The sequence below is a fragment of the Streptomyces sp. NPDC104307 genome, assembly GCF_055584045.1.
Genome location: NZ_JBVJMU010000005.1, coordinates 266,404 through 284,739, shown reverse-complemented (window position 1 = coordinate 284,739; position 18,336 = coordinate 266,404). Strand labels below are relative to the sequence as shown.

At 71.0% G+C, this 18,336-nt stretch carries 18 protein-coding genes; 11 read left to right on the top strand and 7 right to left on the bottom strand.

Going from position 1 to position 18,336, the window contains the following annotated elements:
• Positions 1 to 25 precede the first annotated feature (25 nt).
• The 8 genes from ACZ601_RS16470 to ACZ601_RS16435 all read left to right on the top strand — a co-directional run bounded on the left by ACZ601_RS16470 (position 26) and on the right by ACZ601_RS16435 (position 7,807).
• The gene (locus tag ACZ601_RS16470; protein WP_469538131.1) at positions 26 to 1,042 is read left to right on the top strand and encodes a TauD/TfdA family dioxygenase; all 1,017 of its coding nucleotides are present in this window, start codon (positions 26 to 28) and stop codon (positions 1,040 to 1,042) included.
• Positions 1,039 to 2,109 carry a 2,3-diaminopropionate biosynthesis protein SbnB gene (gene sbnB / locus ACZ601_RS16465; protein ID WP_469538128.1) on the top strand — a complete coding sequence of 357 codons (1,071 nt, stop codon included), beginning with the start codon at positions 1,039 to 1,041 and terminating at the stop codon, positions 2,107 to 2,109. Before ACZ601_RS16470 ends, sbnB begins: the two co-directional genes overlap by 4 nt.
• Before the next feature lie 53 nt (positions 2,110 to 2,162).
• Complete coding sequence (gene sbnA / locus ACZ601_RS16460; RefSeq protein ID WP_469538125.1) at positions 2,163 to 3,158, top strand: 2,3-diaminopropionate biosynthesis protein SbnA; 996 nt, start codon at positions 2,163 to 2,165, stop codon at positions 3,156 to 3,158.
• 183 nt (positions 3,159 to 3,341) lie between these two features.
• Positions 3,342 to 4,580, top strand: coding sequence for a Mur ligase family protein (locus ACZ601_RS16455; protein ID WP_073736190.1), 1,239 nt, complete (start codon positions 3,342 to 3,344; stop codon positions 4,578 to 4,580).
• Between the two features lie 34 nt (positions 4,581 to 4,614).
• Positions 4,615 to 5,343, top strand: a complete 729-nt coding sequence (locus ACZ601_RS16450) for a type 1 glutamine amidotransferase (RefSeq protein WP_073736191.1) — start codon at positions 4,615 to 4,617, stop codon at positions 5,341 to 5,343.
• A gap of 143 nt (positions 5,344 to 5,486) precedes the next feature.
• The gene (locus ACZ601_RS16445; RefSeq protein WP_073736192.1) at positions 5,487 to 6,512 is read left to right on the top strand and encodes a 6-phosphofructokinase; all 1,026 of its coding nucleotides are present in this window, start codon (positions 5,487 to 5,489) and stop codon (positions 6,510 to 6,512) included.
• Positions 6,513 to 6,631: 119 nt separating this feature from the next.
• A complete protein-coding gene (locus tag ACZ601_RS16440; protein ID WP_440576590.1) occupies positions 6,632 to 7,582 on the top strand; it encodes a cytochrome c oxidase assembly protein in 951 nt (316 codons plus the stop codon).
• Between the two features lie 66 nt (positions 7,583 to 7,648).
• On the top strand, positions 7,649 to 7,807 hold the full coding sequence (locus tag ACZ601_RS16435; protein WP_037778359.1) for a hypothetical protein: 159 nt from the start codon (positions 7,649 to 7,651) through the stop codon (positions 7,805 to 7,807).
• An 84-nt stretch (positions 7,808 to 7,891) separates the two neighbouring features.
• On the opposite strand, the gene ACZ601_RS16430 is transcribed toward ACZ601_RS16435, so the two are convergent.
• Entirely contained in the window at positions 7,892 to 8,290 is a 399-nt protein-coding gene (locus ACZ601_RS16430; protein WP_469538118.1) for an SSI family serine proteinase inhibitor, read from the bottom strand.
• Between the two features lie 1,157 nt (positions 8,291 to 9,447).
• On the opposite strand from ACZ601_RS16430, the gene ACZ601_RS16425 reads away from it, so the two are divergent.
• From ACZ601_RS16425 to ACZ601_RS16415, 3 genes are all read left to right on the top strand, one after another.
• Positions 9,448 to 11,574, top strand: a complete 2,127-nt coding sequence (locus ACZ601_RS16425; RefSeq protein ID WP_469538115.1) for a glycoside hydrolase family 6 protein — start codon at positions 9,448 to 9,450, stop codon at positions 11,572 to 11,574.
• Between the two features lie 226 nt (positions 11,575 to 11,800).
• A complete protein-coding gene (locus ACZ601_RS16420) occupies positions 11,801 to 12,514 on the top strand; it encodes a lysophospholipid acyltransferase family protein (protein WP_469538113.1) in 714 nt (237 codons plus the stop codon).
• Positions 12,515 to 12,578: 64 nt separating this feature from the next.
• Positions 12,579 to 13,628, top strand: coding sequence for an NAD-dependent epimerase/dehydratase family protein (locus ACZ601_RS16415; RefSeq protein ID WP_469538110.1), 1,050 nt, complete (start codon positions 12,579 to 12,581; stop codon positions 13,626 to 13,628).
• A gap of 4 nt (positions 13,629 to 13,632) precedes the next feature.
• Here the strand turns inward: ACZ601_RS16415 and ACZ601_RS16410 are convergent, their stop codons facing one another.
• The 6 genes from ACZ601_RS16410 to ACZ601_RS16385 form a co-directional block, all read right to left on the bottom strand.
• Complete coding sequence (locus ACZ601_RS16410; protein ID WP_469538107.1) at positions 13,633 to 14,406, bottom strand: urease accessory protein UreD; 774 nt, start codon at positions 14,404 to 14,406, stop codon at positions 13,633 to 13,635.
• Positions 14,403 to 15,080 (bottom strand): urease accessory protein UreG, encoded by a 678-nt coding sequence (ureG, locus tag ACZ601_RS16405; RefSeq protein ID WP_024493327.1) that lies wholly within the window; start codon positions 15,078 to 15,080, stop codon positions 14,403 to 14,405. Before ureG ends, ACZ601_RS16410 begins: the two co-directional genes overlap by 4 nt.
• Before the next feature lie 110 nt (positions 15,081 to 15,190).
• A complete protein-coding gene (locus ACZ601_RS16400) occupies positions 15,191 to 15,853 on the bottom strand; it encodes an urease accessory protein UreF (RefSeq protein ID WP_469538104.1) in 663 nt (220 codons plus the stop codon).
• 31 nt (positions 15,854 to 15,884) lie between these two features.
• Positions 15,885 to 17,606, bottom strand: a complete 1,722-nt coding sequence (locus tag ACZ601_RS16395) for an urease subunit alpha (protein WP_469538101.1) — start codon at positions 17,604 to 17,606, stop codon at positions 15,885 to 15,887.
• Positions 17,599 to 17,910, bottom strand: a complete 312-nt coding sequence (locus ACZ601_RS16390) for an urease subunit beta (RefSeq protein WP_440578174.1) — start codon at positions 17,908 to 17,910, stop codon at positions 17,599 to 17,601. The genes ACZ601_RS16395 and ACZ601_RS16390 overlap by 8 nt, the downstream gene beginning before the upstream one ends.
• Before the next feature lie 13 nt (positions 17,911 to 17,923).
• Positions 17,924 to 18,226: an urease subunit gamma gene (locus ACZ601_RS16385; protein ID WP_311307100.1), complete on the bottom strand. Its 303-nt coding sequence runs from the start codon at positions 18,224 to 18,226 to the stop codon at positions 17,924 to 17,926.
• Positions 18,227 to 18,336: the final 110 nt, after the last annotated feature.

Here is an 18,336-nt window from a genome sequence, read left to right as displayed (position 1 = left end):
CGATCACCACCCTGAGGAGAGTGACATGTCCTCCATCGAAATCACGGACTCACCGCTCGGCCTGGAGGCGGAGCCCGGCGTGGCCGGTCAGCCCCCGGTGCTGTGCGTCCCCGACACCCACGACCCGGCCGGCTGGGCCACCGGAGCGCGCGAACGCCTGCGCACCGCGCTCCTCACGAACGGCGCGGTCCTGGTCCGCGGCCTTGAGCCGCGCGAACCGGCGGACGTCGCCGCGGTACTGGACGAGCTGGCTGTCGAACCGGTGACGGAGCGGGAGGCCTTCGCACCCAGGGAGCACTACGCCCCCGGAGTGCATTCCGCGTCTCCCTGGCCACCGGACCAGCCGATGTGCATGCACCACGAGCTGAGCTACACGCTCGGCTTCCCCGCCCTGCTGCTCTTCGCCTGTCTCACCGCTCCCACCAGCGGCGGAGCCGTCGGCCTCGCGGACGCCGCGGCCGTGCTCGACGCCCTGCCCCGCGACCTCGTCGAACGGTTCGAGCGCGAGGGCTGGCTGCTGGACCGCAGCTACAACGACGAGATCGGGGCCACCGTGTCCCAGGCGTTCGGCACCTCGGAGCGCGAGGCCGTGGAGGGCTACTGCCGCGCCCACGGCATCGACTGGGACTGGCGGCCCGACGGCGGACTGCGGACCACGCAGCGCCGCGCGGCGGTGGTGCGCCACCCGGTCAGCGGGCGACGCTGCTGGTTCAACCAGATCGCCTTCCTGAACGAATGGACGCTCGCGCCCGAGGTGCGGGAGTACCTGGTCGACGAGTACGGGCCCGGCGGACTGCCGTTCAACACCCGGTACGGCGACGGCGAGCCCCTGGAGGAGGAGACCGTCCGGCTCATCGGTTCGGTCTACGCGGAACACACCGTGCACCGGCCGTGGCGCGCCGGTGACCTGCTGCTCATCGACAACATCCGTACCGCGCACAGCAGGGAGGCCTACGAAGGACCGCGCGACGTGGTCGTCGCGATGGCCTCCCCCACCCGGCCGGACACCTGCTCGCCGACGGCGGAGGTGGGTCAGCGATGAACACCGCCCAGGAGCGCACGCCCGGGTACACCGCACCCGGCGACATCGCCGTGCCCTCGTTCGCGGTGATCCCCGGCGGTCAGGTCCGGCGCGCCCTGGAGGGGCGCGAGAAGGACATCGTGGACGTGGTCGAGGCGGCGTACCGCCTGCACGGCTCCGGCCGGACGGTGAACCCGCCCTCCTCATTCCTGCGCTTCCCGGACCGCCCGACCGCCCGGATGATCGCGCTGCCCGCTTCGCTCGGCGGTGCGGCGAGGGTGGACGGGCTGAAGTGGATCGCCAGTTTCCCGGGGAACGTGACATCGGGCGTACCGCGGGCCTCCGCCGTGCTGATCCTCAACGATCCGGACACCGGGTACCCGTTCGCCTGCCTGGAGAGCTCGATCATCAGCGCGACGAGAACGGCCGCCTCGGCGGCGTCTGCGGCGGACCGGCTCAGCCGGGGCCGTCCCCGGCCGGTCCGCGTCGGGTTCTTCGGAACGGGCCTGATCGCCCGGTACATCCACACCTTCCTCGAAGGATCCGGCTGGTCGTTCGACGACATCGGGGTGTACGACGTGTCCGCGGAGAGCGCGGCCGGCTTCCGGGTGTACGTGGAACAGTCCGGCAGCCCCGCCGCCGTCACCGTGCACCGGGAGCCGGAGGACCTGATCCGTACGAGCGATCTCGTGGTCTTCGCGACCGTGGCCGGGCAGCCGCACGTCAGCGACCCGGCCTGGTTCGGCCACAACCCGGTGGTGCTCCACGTGTCGCTGCGGGACCTCGCTCCGCAGGTCCTGCTGGCCTCGACCAACATCGTGGACGACATCGAGCACTGCCTCAGGGCCGGCACGTCACCGCATCTGACCGAACAGCTCACGGGCAGCCGGAACTTCGTCAGCGGAACGCTCGACGACGTGATGGCGGGCCGGGTCGACGTGCCGGCCGACCGGCCCGTGGTGTTCTCGCCCTTCGGCCTCGGCGTGCTCGACCTCGCGGTCGGCGCCTACGTCTACGACGAGGTGGACCGCTCGGGCGAACTGCGGACCGTCGACGACTTCTTCCACGAGCGCCGCAGGTACGGGTGAGTGCCTCGGCCCGCAGCACGGACAGGACGTACCGCCCGGAGGAGGAGTTGGTCGTGTCAGTCATATCCGTTCCCCAGGAATTCAACGAGGAGGACCTCTACGTCGATGTGGAGCCGGTCTTCGGGCGCTCGCTTCTCCTCAAGTGCGAAGGCTTCAACTTCGCCGGCTCGATCAAGCTCAAGGCGGCCGCCGAGATGGTGGCGTCCGCCGAGCGCAGCGGCTCGCTGAAGGCCGACTCCGTCCTGGTCGAGTCCTCGTCCGGGAACCTCGGCGTCGCGCTGAGCATGATCGCGGCGAGCAAGGGATACCGGTTCATCTGCGTGACGGACTCACGCTGCAATCTCACGACCCGGCTGCTGATGGAGGCGCTGGGCAGCGAGGTGCGCAGCGTGGCGGGCGAGGAGTCCAACGGCGGCTTCCTGGGGGCGCGGCTGGACTACGTCCGGAGCCTCTGCGCCTCCGACGACCGGTGCGTGTGGCTGAGCCAGTACTCCAATCCGGCCAACTGGCGGGCGCACTACCTGACGACGGCCCCGCAGATCGCCCGCTCCTTCCCGGACCTGGACGTGCTGTTCGTCGGCGCGGGGACGACCGGGACCCTGATGGGCTGCGCGCGCTACTTCCGGGACCTGCGGCTGCCGGTGCGGATCGTCGCGGTGGACACCGCCGGCTCGGTGGCGTTCGGCGGCACCCCCGGCCGCAGGATGATCCCGGGGCTTGGCATGAGCATGCGTCCGCCGCTGCTGGACGAGTCGTACGTGGACGAGGTGGTCCGGGTCGAGGAGGCGGACACGATCCGCGCCTGCCGTCGGCTGGCCGGACGGGGCTTCCTCTTCGGCGGCTCCACGGGCACGGTGGTGAGCGGCGCGGTCGACTGGCTGGACCGGCGGGGGGCCCGGGACCTCACCGCGGTGGCCGTGGCACCCGACCTGGGCGAGCGCTACCTCGACACCGTGTACCAGGACAACTGGGTCCGGGACCTGTACGGCCGGGGGCTGCTCGACGCCGACCGGCCGGTGCCGGCCGCCCCCGGGACATCTGCGGCCTGAAGAGGCGTGACCTCGGTCACCCCGGCCGCCCCAGCCGTACCGCAACGGGGTTTTTCGCGCCGGTGGTACGCCGCGCGCCCCACATTCCACCGGAACTCCATGCACCGAGCGGTGCCGCCGTGCCTCCGCCGCGCCGGACATCGATAGGCTGGGCGCGGACCGATGCAAGGAGGATCTAGGACGATGGCAGGCAACACGGAGCCGTTGTCGCCGCGGGCCAAGCTGGCCGTGACGGCGGGCAAGGCCGCTGCGGCGGTGTCGCGGGCAGCCGGGCGGGGCAGCGGATCGGTGATCGGCGGCCGGGTGGCGCTCAAGCTCGACCCCGACCTGCTCGGGCGGCTGGCACAGCACCTGGACGTGATCCTGGTGTCGGCGACCAACGGCAAGACGACCACGACCCGGCTGATCGCCGAGGCACTGCGGGCCGCCGGCCCGGTCGTGTCGAACGCGCTCGGCGCCAACATGCCCGCGGGCATCACCTCGGCCCTGGCCGGCGGCTCGGACGCGCAGTACGGCGTGATCGAGGTGGACGAGAAGTACCTCGCGGGGGTCGCCCGCGACACGACGCCCAAGGTGATCGCGCTGCTCAACCTCTCCCGCGACCAGCTGGACCGGGCCGCGGAGACCCGGATGCTCGCCGAGAAGTGGCGCGAGGGCCTGTCCGGCTCGAAGGCCGTGATCATCGCCAACGCCGACGACCCGCTGATCGTCTGGGCGGCCTCCTCCTCACCCAACGTGGTGTGGGTCGCGGCCGGACAGGCGTGGAAGGACGACGCCTGGTCCTGCCCGTCCTGCGGCGGTGTGATGCAGCGCCCCGGCGACGACTGGTTCTGCGGCGAGTGCGGTTTCCGCCGGCCGCCGCCCAGCTGGGTGCTGCACGGCGACTACGTACTGGACCCGCACGGCTCGGCCTGGCCGATCCACCTCCAGCTGCCCGGCCGCGCCAACAAGGCCAACGCCACCAGTTCGGCGGCCGTGGCCGCCGTCTTCGGCGTGCCGCCCCAGGTCGCCCTGGAGCGGATGTACCACGTGCAGGCCGTCGCGGGCCGCTACGACGTCGTCACCTTCCTCAACCGTGAGCTGCGGCTCCTGCTGGCGAAGAACCCGGCCGGCTGGCTGGAGACGTTCTCGCTGATCGACCCGCCGCCCACCCCGGTCATCCTCTCCGTCAACGCCCGCGGCGCCGACGGTACGGACACCTCCTGGCTCTGGGACGTGGACTACACCCAGCTCGCGGGTCACCCGATCTTCGTGCTCGGCGACCGCAAGCTCGACCTCGCGGTCCGGCTCGAAGTGGCCGGTCTCGACTTCCGGGTCTGCGAGAACCTCGACGAGGCCGTGCAGCAGGCACCGCCCGGCCGTATCGAGGTCATCGCCAACTACACCGCCTTCCAGGATCTGCGCCGTCGTGTCGGCAACTGACCCCGGCCCCGGCCCCCTCCGGAGAGGACGAAGCATGAGCAACAACAGCCTGCGGCTGGTGTGGGTCTACCCGGACCTGCTCAGCACCTACGGCGACCAGGGCAACGCCCTGGTGGTGGAGCGCCGGGCCCGCCAGCGCGGTCTCGACGTGTCGCGCGTCGACGTACGCAGCGACCAGCCCGTTCCCACGTCGGGCGACATCTATCTGATCGGCGGCGGTGAGGACCGTCCGCAGCGGCTCGCCGCAGAGCGGCTGCGCCGTGACGGCGGTCTCAGCCGGGCCGCGTCCAACGGCGCGATCATCTTCTCGGTCTGCGCCGGCTACCAGATCCTCGGCCACGAGTTCGTCAACGACCTCGGTGAGCGCGAGCAGGGCCTCGGGCTGCTCGACGTGGTCTCCACCCGCGGCGAGGGCGACCGGTGCGTGGGCGACGTGCTCGCGGACATCGACCCGCACCTCGGGCTGCCGCCGCTGACCGGCTTCGAGAACCACCAGGGCGTCACCCATCTCGGACCGACGGCACGCCCGTTCGCCCGGGTGCAGTTCGGCCGGGGCAACGGCACCGGGGACGGCACGGAGGGCGCGTACAACGACACCGTGTTCGGCACGTACATGCACGGTCCCGTGATGGCGCGCAACCCGCTCATCGCGGACCTGCTGCTGAAGCTGGCGCTCGATGTGAACGCGCTGCCGCCGACCGACGACCGCTGGTACGAGGCGCTGCGCGCCGAGCGGATCGCGTCCGCGACACAGCCCGTCTGATGAGGCGAAATTCGCTCAGCTGAGCGGAGTCCAGCAGGCGGACGCCCGGTTCGGTCCCGCCACCCTGCGCCGGTAGGGTGGCGGGATTCCAGCCGGACGACGTGGTCCGGTCGTCGGCCCACGTTGCAAAGGTTTCCCGGGCAATGCGAATTGGTGTGCTCACCTCCGGTGGCGACTGCCCCGGCCTCAATGCGGTCATCCGTTCCGTCGTCCACCGTGCGGTGGTCGACCACGGTGACGAGGTCATCGGCTTCCACGACGGGTGGCGGGGCCTCCTGGAGTGCGACTACCGCAAGCTCGACCTCGACGCGGTCGGCGGCATCCTCGCCCGCGGCGGCACCATCCTCGGCTCCTCCCGGGTCCAGCCCGCACACCTGCGCGGCGGCGTGGAACAGGCCAGGGGCCATGTCAACGACCTCGGTCTCGACGCGATCATCCCGATCGGCGGCGAGGGCACCCTCAAGGCGGCGAACCTGCTGTCGGAGGCGGGGCTGCCGATCGTCGGCGTACCGAAGACGATCGACAACGACATCGCCTCCACCGATGTGACCTTCGGTTTCGACACCGCCGTGGGCGTGGCCACCGAGGCCCTGGACCGGCTGAAAACCACCGCGGAGTCCCACCAGCGCGTCATGATCGTCGAGGTCATGGGCCGGCACACCGGCTGGATCGCCCTGCACTCCGGCATGGCGGCCGGTGCGCACGCCATCGTCGTCCCCGAGCGCCCCTTCGACATCGACGAACTGACCGAGCTGGTCGGCCGGCGCTTCTCGGCCGGCAAGAAGTTCGCGATCGTCGTGGTCGCGGAGGGCGCGAAACCGCGCGAGGGCTCCATGGAGTTCCAGTCGGGCGTCAAGGACATCTACGGGCACGAGCGCTTCGCGGGCGTCGCGACCCAGCTCTCCATCGAGCTGGAGCAGCGCCTGGGCAAGGAGGCCCGCCCGGTGATCCTCGGCCACGTCCAGCGCGGCGGAACGCCGACCGCGTACGACCGGGTCCTCGCGACCCGGTTCGGCTGGCACGCGGTGGAGGCGGCGCACCGGGGCGAGTTCGGCATGATGACGGCGCTGCGCGGCACGGACATCACCATGGTCCCGCTCGCGGAAGCCGTGGAGACCCTGAAGACCGTCCCGGCCGAGCGGTACGGCGAGGCCGAGTGCGTGCTCTGAGCGACACCACCGTCTGAGGACTGCCCCCGGCCGCGAGTGCGGCCGGGGGCAGTTCTACTCTGGTCGGGACAACCGGCACGAAACGGGGACGTCCCGGCGCCCCCTACAGGAGTGAACAGATGGATCACAGCGGGCACGGCATGAACATGGATCTGCCGCCGTTCACGCTGGGACGCGGGCTCCAGTTCTCCGCGGACCCGATCTTCCTGATCGGCTGCGTGCTCGCCGTGCTCCTGTACGGGTACGCGGTGGTGCGGCTGCGCGGGCGCGGGGACGGGTGGCCGGTCAACCGGATCGTCTTCTTCGTCATCGGTGTGCTGAGCATCGCCCTGGTGATGTGCACCAAGCTCAACGACTACGGCATGGTCATGTTCAGCGTCCACATGGTGCAGCACATGGTGATCAGCATGCTGTCGCCGATCCTGCTGCTGCTGGGCGCGCCCGTGACGCTCGCGCTGCGTGCTCTGCCGGTCGCTTCGCGTGGCAGCAAGGGGCCGCGCGAGCTGCTCCTGATGCTGCTGCACAGCCGGTACATGAAGATCATCACGCATCCGGTGTTCACCATCCCGCTCTTCATCGCCAGCCTGTACGGCCTGTACTTCACGCCGCTCTTCGACTTCCTGATGGGCTCGACGGCCGGGCACCTCGCGATGATGGTGCACTTCCTCGGGGTCGGTCTGGTCTTCTTCTGGCCGATCATGGGCATCGACCCGGGGCCGCACCGCCCGGGTTATCTGCTGCGGATGCTGGAGCTGTTCGCCGGGATGCCGTTCCACGCGTTCTTCGGCATCGCGCTGATGATGGCCTCCCAGCCCATGGTCGAGGTCTACAAGAACCCGTCGGCCTCGCTCGGCATCGACGCCCTGTCCGACCAGAACGCGGCGGGCGGGATCGCCTGGGCGTTCAGTGAGATCCCGTCGGTGCTGGTGCTGCTCGCCCTGGTCTTCCAGTGGTACCGCTCGGATCAGCGGACCGCGAAGCGCTCGGACCGTGCGGCGGACCGGGACGGTGACCAGGAGCTTCACGCGTACAACGCGTATCTCGCCTCGTTGCAGGCGCGCGGACAGTAGCGCCGGACAGGCCTTCGGGGTGACGATGGCGGTAACGGCCGCGCGGCCGACGAGGAGCGTGCGCGCATGTCCGGATCCACGAAGACCATGGGAGTGCTCACCGTAGGTGCTCTGGTGACGGTCACCGGGTACACGGTGGCGCTGGGGAGCAACGGCTGGCTCTGGTTCGGCTGGGTGGTGCTGGGGCTGATCACGATCGGAATGGTCGCCACGCGCGAGACCTGAGCCCGGGGCCGGGCTCTCGGTGACCGGGAGCCCGGCGGTTCAGGATCTGGCGGCTCACGCCCCGGCGGTTCACGACCTGGCGGTTCAGAAGCGGAACACCGGGCCGGTGGCCGCGTCCATCAGGCATGCGTTGGAGTACGTGTGCCGCCAGTCGACGGCGTCGCCCTGCCGGACGCCCTTGGCGGTGACGGTCACCGGGGCGTCCTCATAGGTGCACGGGTGCGGGTCGCCGGCGAGGTTGTCGAAGTCCCCGCCGGCCGTGTCGAGCGCCGCGCAGGCGCCGAGCGCGTCGGGATGCCGGTCGTCAGCGCCCGGCGGGCAGTGCAGGACGACCCCGCGGATCCAGGTGTTCGCGCTGCCGGAAACGGTCAGCAGAACCCCACGGTCCGGCGCCGGGTGCGGTGCGGCCGCTGCGGGCAGGGCCGAACCGAGGGGCAGCAGGGCGGTGAGGACGGCGGCGGTAAGGGCGGCGCGCACGCGCATGTCGGGCTCCGGTGCTCCGGGATCAGTGGCTCGGAACTGCGGGTCCACCCCACCCCGGCACCGCCGCCGTGGCAAGCAGCCGCGCCGCGCGCCCCTGACACGCGTTCGCCGCCGTGTGCCATCGCGTACGGGGAAACCTTCGACTGGGGGCACTTCGCGGCCCCTCGGGCACCGAGCGACTGTCCGGCACTCTGCGTAGCGGGAGAGTATGCGCCCGGCCGGCACATGTACGAGGTACCGCCGCCCGGACAGATGCGTTTCCGCACCGCACACGATCCAGGTGCACCCGGCGCGCGTTCCGCCACCCCCGCCCCGGCACCGGCACGCATTCGACGCAAGGTCACCTCGCCATCACCGTACGCATCCATCACGAGCGCCGCCGCACACGCCCCTGAGACGCTCCTCGCAGCCGCCCCGACGCGTATGCGAACACCTGCGGGCGAGGTCGGGAGCCGCCCCCGGGAGCCGTCAACAAGGCTTCTTCCAGGGCCCGTTCGACATATGGCCGCGTTAACGCACCCGTAAGCCAGTTGTGATTTAAGTCTTGACAGGTGCCTATCACCACGCCACCTTGGGAGCGCTCCCACAATCAAGACTTGCACACTCCACTCCCCTCCCTTCTCCCCCAATACCGGGTGCCGAGACGGGCGCTTCGGGGCGCAGCCGCGCTCCCGGCCCGCTCCTCGCCGCCCGGCAGAGGAAGGCGTTTGTCATGAGCTTGATAAAGCGCTGCGGGCGCCGCCGCTCCGGACGAATCCCGGTCCCCCACCTGCCGGCGGACCGTCGTGGCCCGCCTGGCAAAAAGCCGGGGTCTCCAACTCGTGAACGCCGATACCACAGCGGTCACCCTCCCGGAAGTGACCACCCGCTACGGGTTCACGACTGGTCCGGCTTCGACGCGGCCGCCGACTCCGGCCGCGCCACCGGCACCGCAGCCGCGACCGCACCGCACTCCCGATGGCAGGTCGCCCATCCGCCCCGCTGAACCCGCCATCGGGGCACCACCACACGCCTCACCGGCAACACCACCGACCGCCGTCCCCTCCGACGGCGGCCCGAAGGGGGTACCGGGACCGACCGGTCCCGCCCCTGGCTACACCCCACGAATCCGTCTGCGGGGAGCTTCCGCAGACGTACGAGAGGAGCACGGAGCCGCAATGAGAACCAGAGGCACCATCACGCACCGGCTACGCAGCAGGCTGGCCGCACTCTCCGCCCTGGCCATGGGCGCGGCACTGGCAGTCGCCATCCCCGCCCCCGCCTCGGCGGCGGCACGGGTCGACAACCCCTATGTGGGCGCCACGGCATACGTGAACCCCGACTGGTCCGCCAAGGCGGCGGCCGAGCCGGGCGGCAGTGCCATCGCCGACGAACCGGGATTCGTCTGGATGGACCGCATCGCGGCCATCGAGGGCTCGTCCGAGGCGATGAGCCTGCGCGAGCACCTCGACACGGCGCTGGACCAGGGCGCCAGCCTGTTCCAGGTCGTCATCTACGACCTGCCGGGACGGGACTGCGCCGCGCTGGCGTCCAACGGGGAGCTCGGGCCGACCGAGCTGGACCGGTACAAGGACGAGTACATCGACCCGATCTCCGAGATCCTCGCGGACCCGGCGTACGCGAACCTGCGCATCGTCACGATCATCGAGCCCGACTCGCTGCCCAACATCGTGACCAACGCGGGCGGTTCGGCCGGCTCCACCGAGGCCTGCGCGACCATGAAGGCGAACGGCAACTACGAGAAGGGGGTCGGCTACGCCCTGCACACCCTCGGTGCCATTCCCAACGTGTACAACTACATCGACGCCGCCCACCACGGCTGGCTGGGCTGGGACTCCAACTTCGTCCCGGCCGCCCAGGAGTTCAAGAAGGCCGCCACGTCCGAGGGGGCCACGGTCTCCGACGTCACGGGTTTCATCGTGAACACGGCGAACTACTCGGCTCTCAAGGAGCCCAACTTCAAGATCACCGACACGGTCAACGGCGCTCAGGTCCGTCAGTCCAAGTGGATCGACTGGAACTACTACACCGATGAGCTGTCGTTCGCCCAGGCGCTGCGCACCGAGCTGGTGAGCCAGGGCTTCGCCTCGAACATCGGCATGCTGATCGACACCGCCCGCAACGGCTGGGGCGGCAGCGACCGGCCCACCGGCCCCGGACCGCAGACCAGCGTGGACGCCTACATCGACGGCGGCCGGGTCGACCGGCGCATCCACGCGGGCAACTGGTGCAACCAGAGCGGCGCCGGTGTCGGTGAACGTCCCACCACCGCCCCGGAGCCCGGCATCGACGCGTACGTCTGGGCCAAGCCGCCGGGTGAGTCGGACGGCAACAGCGCCCCCATCGACAACGACGAGGGCAAGGGCTTCGACCGGATGTGCGACCCCACGTACACCGGTAACGGACGCAACGGCAACAACCTGACCGGCGCACTGCCCAACTCCCCGCTGGCGGGCCACTGGTTCTCCGCGCAGTTCCAGGAGCTCGTCCGCAACGCCTACCCCGCGCTCGACGGGACCCCGGGTGGTGGCGGCGATGACGACGACACCCAGGCGCCGACCGCGCCCACCGGGGTGACCGTCACGGCGAAGACCAGCGGCAGCGTCTCGCTGTCCTGGACCGCGTCGACCGATGACACCGGGGTGACGGGGTACGACGTGTACCGGGGCAGCACGAAGGTGGGCTCGACCACCACGACCTCGTACACGGACACCGGTCTGGCGGCCTCGACCGCCTACAGCTACACGGTCAAGGCCAAGGACGCGGCCGGCAACGTGTCGGCGGCCTCCGGCGCGCTCTCCGCCACCACCTCCGCGGGCGGCGGGACCGGGACGGGCGCGCTCAAGGTCCAGTACAAGAACACCGACTCCTCCGCCACCGACAACCAGATCCGGATGGGTCTGCAACTGGTCAACACCGGCAGCACCTCCGTGGACCTGTCCACGGTGAAGGTGCGGTACTGGTTCACCCCGGAGGCCGGGGCCGCCACCTTCGGCACCGCCTGCGACTACGCGGTGACCGGCTGCGGAAACCTGACCCACGGCGTGAAGTCCTCCGGCAGCTCGGCGGCCGGTGCCAGCCACTACCTGGAGGTCGGCTTCGGCAGCGGCACGCTCGCCGCCGGCGCCTCCACGGGTGAGATGCAGCTGAGGCTGAACAAGAGCGACTGGTCCAACTTCAACGAGGCGGACGACTACAGCCGTTCGACGACCACGAGCTACGCCGACGCGCCGAAGATCGGCGTGTACGTGACCGGCGCGCTCTCCTGGGGCACCGCGCCCTGACCGTCCTCCCACCCGCTCCACCCGCCCCGCCCGCTCCACCGCCCCCTGCCGGACATCCGGCAGGGGGCGGTGTGGTTCCGGGCGTCCCGGAGCCGATGCCGTCGCACCGGCATCGACTTGCCCGGGGGCGGGTAGACGGGTCGACGGCTGCACATATGGTGTCCTCTGCCGAGATCTCCGCTGACCTGGCACAACGCAGCTGTGGAGTCGAACTGGGAGCCGCCCCGTGTTCTATTACCTGCTCAAGTACGTCGTCCTGGGGCCGCTGCTGCGGTTGTTCTTCCGTCCCGACATCGAGGGCACGGAGCACATTCCGGCGGACGGCGCGGCGATCATCGCCGGCAATCACCTGTCGTTCTCCGACCACTTCCTGATGCCCGCGATCATCAAACGCCGCATCACCTTCCTCGCGAAGGCCGAGTACTTCACCGGTCCCGGTGTGAAGGGCCGGCTGACCGCCGCGTTCTTCCGGAGCGCCGGCCAGATCCCGGTGGACCGGTCCGGGAAGGAGGCGGGACAGGCCGCGATCCGCGAGGGGCTCGGGGTGCTGAGCAGGGGTGAGCTGCTGGGCATCTATCCGGAGGGCACCCGTTCGCACGACGGCCGGCTCTACAAGGGCAAGGTCGGGGTCGCGGTGATGGCCATCAAGGGGCAGGTGCCGGTGGTGCCGTGCGCCATGGTCGGCACCTTCGAGATCCAGCCTCCCGGCAAGGTCGTGCCGCGCCTCAAGCAGGTCACCATCCGCTTCGGCGAACCGCTGGACTTCTCCCGCTACGCCGGGCTGGAGAACGAGAAGGCGGCGATCCGGGCGGTCACCGACGAGATCATGTACGCGATCCTGAGCCTCTCCGGACAGGAGTACGTCGATGAGTACGCGGCCAAGGTGAAGGCCGCCGAACAGGCGGAACGCCCGGGAAAGTTCCCAAAACTGCGACGCTGACGGCGGATTCGCGATCGGTGAACCCCGCTGGTCGGGGCCCCGCGCGCCTCATAGTGTGCTTTGCATGAGCAAGGGACACGCATGGGTGCTGGGAGCGACGGGCCAGATCGGGCGGGCGGCCGTGCGCTCACTCGTCGAGGACGGGTGGACGGTCACCGCGGCCTCGCGCCGCGGAGGCCGTGACGACCGCTGGGAAGAGGGGGTGCGCACGGTCGCACTCGACCGCGACGAGGAGGGCGCGCTCGCGGCGGCGCTCGGGGACGGCTGCGACGTACTGGTCGACATGGTCGCGTACGACGGAGAGCACGCCCGGCAGCTGACCGGTCTCGCGGACCGGATCGGTTCGGCCGTCGTCGTCTCCAGCGGCGCGGTGTACGCGGACGAGCGCGGCCGCAGCTTCGACACGCAGGGCGAGCCCGACGGATCACCGTGCTACCCGGTGCCGATACCGGAGTCGCAGCCCACCGTCCCGCCGGGCGAGGCCACGTACGGGACCCGGAAGATCCAGCTGGAGCGGGATCTCCTCGCGGCGGGAGAGGCACTGCCCGTCACTCTGTTGCGGGCGGGCGCGGTGCACGGTCCGCACTGCCGCTCGCCGCGCGAGCTCTACTTCGTGAAACGCGCTCTGGACGGCCGCGCCCGGCGCGTGCTGGCGTACGGGGGCAGCTCGCGCTTCCATCCGCTGCACTCCTCCAACGCCGCCGAGCTGATCCGGCTGGCCGCCCTGCGCCCCGGCTCCCGGGTGCTCAACGCGGCCGACCCGCAGGCCCCGACGGTCGCGGAGATCGGCGAGGCGGTCGACGCGGTGCTGGGCCGGAAGACCGAGACCGTGCTGATCGCGGGCGCCGCCCCGCCCGAGGGCGTCGGCCTGTCACCCTGGGGCGCGCCTCATCCGATCGTCTACGACCTGACGGCCGCCGAACAGGAGCTCGGCTACCGGCCGGTGACGGGCTACGCCGAGTCGCTCCCGGAGACCGTCGAGTGGATCACCGCGCAACTGGCGGGGCGCGACTGGACGGACGCCTACCCCGCCATGGCACGGTCCTACGGAACAGGGCTCTTCGACTACGCGGCGGAGGACGCCTGGCTGGAGCGGTACGACCGTACGGGGTGAGCGGTCAGCCGGGCCCGTCGGTCTTCAGCTCCTCCCGCGCGTGGTCCAGCACGGCCCGCAGCTCCCTCGCGTCGGCGGCCACCGCGGTGACCAGCACGGCGGGACCGGCGAGGCGGGTGAGCACGGCGGTCGGACCCAGCAGCCTGCTCTCCGGCCCCCGCTCCTCGAACGACGGTTCCACGAAAAGCAGTTGTCCGACGGCGCGATGGCCGCCGAGCACGGCCGGACCGTCCCAGCCACCGGGAGCCCCGGGTCCGTGGGCCGTCTGCTGGTCGAGGAGCGGGCGCCCGCCACGACGGACGGTGAGCCGGCTGAACAAGGTGCCGGTGGTCTCCCCGTGGCGGCCGAGGATCTGTTCCTCACGCAGCACCAGCCTTGCGGTGGAGGCGAGTTCCGCGGTGGTCCTCATGATCAGTTCGCTGCCGTGGGCGGAGATGAGCTGTTCCGGCAGCCAGTCGAGCCGGGCCCCCTCCCCCGCCGTCAGCCGTACCTCGTAGTGGGCGGGTCCGCTGCCGGGCCCCGGGCCGGGCAGCGCGACCGTCGCCGCGGCCGAGTCGACGGTGAGCCGGGCTCCCGACTCGGCCCTGACCTCGATGGCGAGCCGGTCACCGCCGAGCGGCCCGCTCATCGCGCCGACGACGGTGACGCGGGCGGCTCCGGCCGTCAGGGACCTGGTCCGCCGCGGGGCCAGGGGCCCTTCGCTCTCCAGGACGGGCAGCGAGGTGCCGCCGCGTCCGTCGGGTACGGCGGTGACGCGGGCGGTGGCCCGGACGCTCACGCGTTCCAGGAGGCGAGCCGCCCCCGCACCCAGTCGGCCACCGGCCCGACGCCCTCGCCGGAGGTGAGCGAGGTGAGCAGGACGGGCAGTTCGCCCCGCTGCTCGGCGGCGTCCCGGGCCATCCGGCCGAGGTCGGAGCCGACGTAGGGGGCCAGGTCGGTCTTGTTGATGACGAGCAGGTCGGACGTGGTGACCCCGGGTCCGCCCTTGCGCGGGATGTCGTCGCCGCCCGCCACGTCGATGATGAAGATCTGGGCGTCGACGAGCCCCTTGGAGAAGGTGGCCGTGAGGTTGTCGCCGCCGGATTCGACGAGGATGAGGTCGAGCGGTCCCACCGCGTCCTCCAGGTCCTCGACGGCTTCGAGGTTGGCGGATATGTCGTCGCGGATCGCGGTGTGCGGGCAGGCGCCGGTCTCCACGGCCTGGATCCGCTCGGGCGGCAGTACCGCGTTGCGCAGCAGGAACGCGGCGTCCTCGCGGGTGTAGATGTCGTTGGTGACGACCGCGAGGGACAGCTGGTCGCGCAGGGTGCGGCAGAGCGCGGCCACGGTCGCGGTCTTGCCGGAGCCGACGGGTCCGCCGAGTCCGATGCGCAGGGCTCGCCGGGTGCCGTCGGGGCGTGCGGCGTCGGCGCCGACGGCTGCCGGGCCGGGGTGGGAGTGGTCGAGGTGCATGGTGCGGCTCCTGTGCTGTTTCGGGGCGACGAGCGGGTCTGCGGGGCAGGTCTGCGGATTGGTCTATGACTGGTCTGCGGGCTGATCTGCTGACTGGTCTTCGGGCGGGGTTACGAGGCGAACAGCCGGACCGGCCGGGCCGCGTGGGCCTCGGCGGCGATGTCGAGCAGCGGGGCGGAAGCGGCGGGCAGTTCGTCGATGCTCCCGGCTGCGGCGGCCGCCGCCAGCCCGGCGACGTGGTCGAGTTCGGGAGCGAGCCGGGCGAGGACGGCGGTGGCGTCGAACGGGTTGAGGGAGAGCAGCCGGACCACCGCCGTGGCCGGTCCGCTCACCGCTTCGTAGGCGACGCAGTACGCGGCGTCCTCCGGACCGAGCCCGGCCGCGCGGGCGGTGAGACCCAGCACGACGGGCTGATGGACGCCACGCGGCCGGGCCCTTGCGAGCGCGTCGAGTTCGTCGCTGGGCCAGGTCGCACGGGCTGCCCGCATCAGCTGGCGGCCGAGCTTGCGGGCGACCGCGCGCAGCGCCGGCGAGGGGGTGCGGGCGTCGGCGGCCTCGTCGAGGGCGAGCGGGTCGTGCCCGTGGGCGGCCGCCGCGGCGAGCGCTGCGGCGGTCAGCCCGGCGGTGTGGAGGCGGCCCCGGCAGAACGCGGCGAGGTCCTCCGCGTTGCGGACGCGCCCGGCCTCGACGGCCGGTTCTGCGCCGCCGGAGTGGGCGTGGCCGCCTGCGGGGAACCGGCCGTCGGCCAGTACGAGCAGGGCTGCTCGGTTCATCAGGGGACCGCTCTCAGAAGGGTCAAAGGAACTAGAAGAGGAAGTAGCGCTGGGCCATGGGGAGTTCGGCGGCGGGTGCCGGTTCGACCGGATCGCCGTCGATGGTGACGGCGAAGCTGTCGGGGTCGACGTCGACCCGTGGCAGTGCGTCGTTCTCCCGCATGTCGGCCTTGCCGACCCCCCGGGTGCTGGTGATCGGGACGAAGCGCTTCCCGAGTGCGAGCCGTTCCGGCAGCCCGTCATCGATCGCCGCCTGCGCCACGAAGTTGAAGGAGTTGGCGGCCGGGGCCCGGCCGACGGCGCCGAACATCGGCCGGGGCAGGACGGGCTGCGGGGTCGGGATGGAGGCGTTGGCGTCCCCCATCTGCGCGTACGCGATCTGGCCGCCCTTGATGACGGTCTGCGGCTTCACTCCGAAGAACGCCGGTTCCCACAGCACCAGATCAGCGAGCTTGCCGCTCTCGACGGAGCCGATCTCCTGGTCGAGGCCCTGGGCGACCGCCGGGTTGATGGTGTATTTGGCGACATAGCGACGGACCCGGCGGTTGTCGGCGCGCCCGTCACCGGGCAGTGCGCCACGACGCCTCTTCATCACGTGCGCGGTCTGCCAGGTGCGCAGGACGACTTCGCCGATGCGGCCCATGGCCTGGGAGTCGGAGGAGATGATCGAGATGGCGCCGAGGTCGTGGAGGATGTCCTCCGCCGCGATGGTGGAGGGCCTGATCCGTGACTCCGCGAAGGCCAGATCTTCCGGGACGGTGGGGTTGAGGTGATGGCAGACCATCAGCATGTCGAGGTGTTCCTCGATGGTGTTGACGGTGTGCGGCCGGGTCGGGTTGGTGGAGCTGGGCAGGACGTACGGCTCCGAGACGACGCTGATGATGTCGGGTGCGTGTCCGCCGCCGGCCCCCTCGGTGTGGTACGCGTGGATGGAGCGCCCGGCGATGGCGGCCAGGGTGTCGGCGACGAACCCGGCCTCGTTGAGCGTGTCCGTGTGGATGGCCAGCTGGGCGCCGGTCTCCTCGCAGACGCGCAGGCAGGCGTCGATGACGGCCGGTGTCGCCCCCCAGTCCTCGTGGATCTTGAATCCGAGCGCCCCGGCGCGCAGCTGGGAGTGCATGGCGTCGCGGGACATCGTGTTGCCCTTGCCGAGCAGGCCGATGTTGACGGGGTAGGCCTCCAGCGCGGCGAACATCCGGGCGAGGTGCCAGGGGCCCGGGGTGATGGTGGTGGCCTTGCTGCCCTCTGCCGGTCCGGTGCCGCCGCCGACGAGCGTGGTGATGCCGCTGGAGAGCGCCTGGTCCATGAGGGTCGGCGAGATGAAGTGCACATGGGCGTCGATGGCGCCCGCGGTGATGAACTTCCCGTTGCCCGCGATGATCTCGGTCTCCGGACCGATGACCAGTTCGGGATGGACACCGTCCATGGTGTCCGGGTTGCCGGCCTTGCCGATCCCGGTGATCCGGCCGTCGCGGATGCCGATGTCCGCCTTGACGATGCCCCAGTGGTCGATGATGACGGCGCCGGTGATCACCGTGTCGGGGGCGCCCTCGGCGCGGGTGGTGCGCGCCTGTCCCATGGACTCGCGGATCACCTTGCCGCCGCCGAACACCGCCTCGTCGCCCGCGCGTCCGAGTCCGCCGCAGCGGTCCTCCTCGATCTCCACGAGCAGATCGGTGTCGGCGAGGCGGATCCGGTCGCCGGTGGTGGGACCGAACAGGTCCGCGTACACGGCGCGATGGAGTTCAGCCATCGAGAGCACCTCCGGTCTCGCCGCGCAGGCCGGGGACGATCCGCCGTCCGGCCAGGGGCACGAGTTCGATGTCGACGGGTATACCGGGCTCGAAGCGGACAGCGGTTCCGGCGGCGATGTTCAGCCGCAGGCCGCGGGCTGCCGTCCGGTCGAACTCCAGACCGGGGTTGGCCTCGGAGAAGTGGTAGTGCGAGCCGACCTGGACCGGACGGTCGGCGGCGTTGAGGACGGTGAGACGGGTGACGGTACGGCCCTCGTTGAGCGGCACCGGCCCGTCCGCGTACAGGATTTCGCCCGGGATCATCGGCGGCGGCCCGTCAGACGATCGGGTCATGGACGGTGACGAGCTTGGTGCCGTCCGGGAAGGTCGCCTCGACCTGCACGTCGTGGATCATCTCGGCTATGCCGTCCATGACGTCGTCACGGCTGAGCACCTTGCGCCCGGACGCCATCAGCTCGGTGACCGTGCGGCCGTCGCGGGCGCCCTCCATCAGATGGGCGGTGATGAGGGCCACCGCCTCGGGGTGGTTGAGCAGCAGTCCGCGGGCGCGGCGCTTCTCCGCCACCTCCGCGGCTACGTGAATGAGCAGACGTTCCTGCTCGTGCGGGGTCAGTTGCACGTGTCCACCTCACAGTCGTCCGCCCAGTACCGGCCCTGGGCGCAGCGCGACACTAGCCCTCTTCAACAGACTGTTGAATACCGAACTGGTGCCGCGCGGCGAGGTATTGC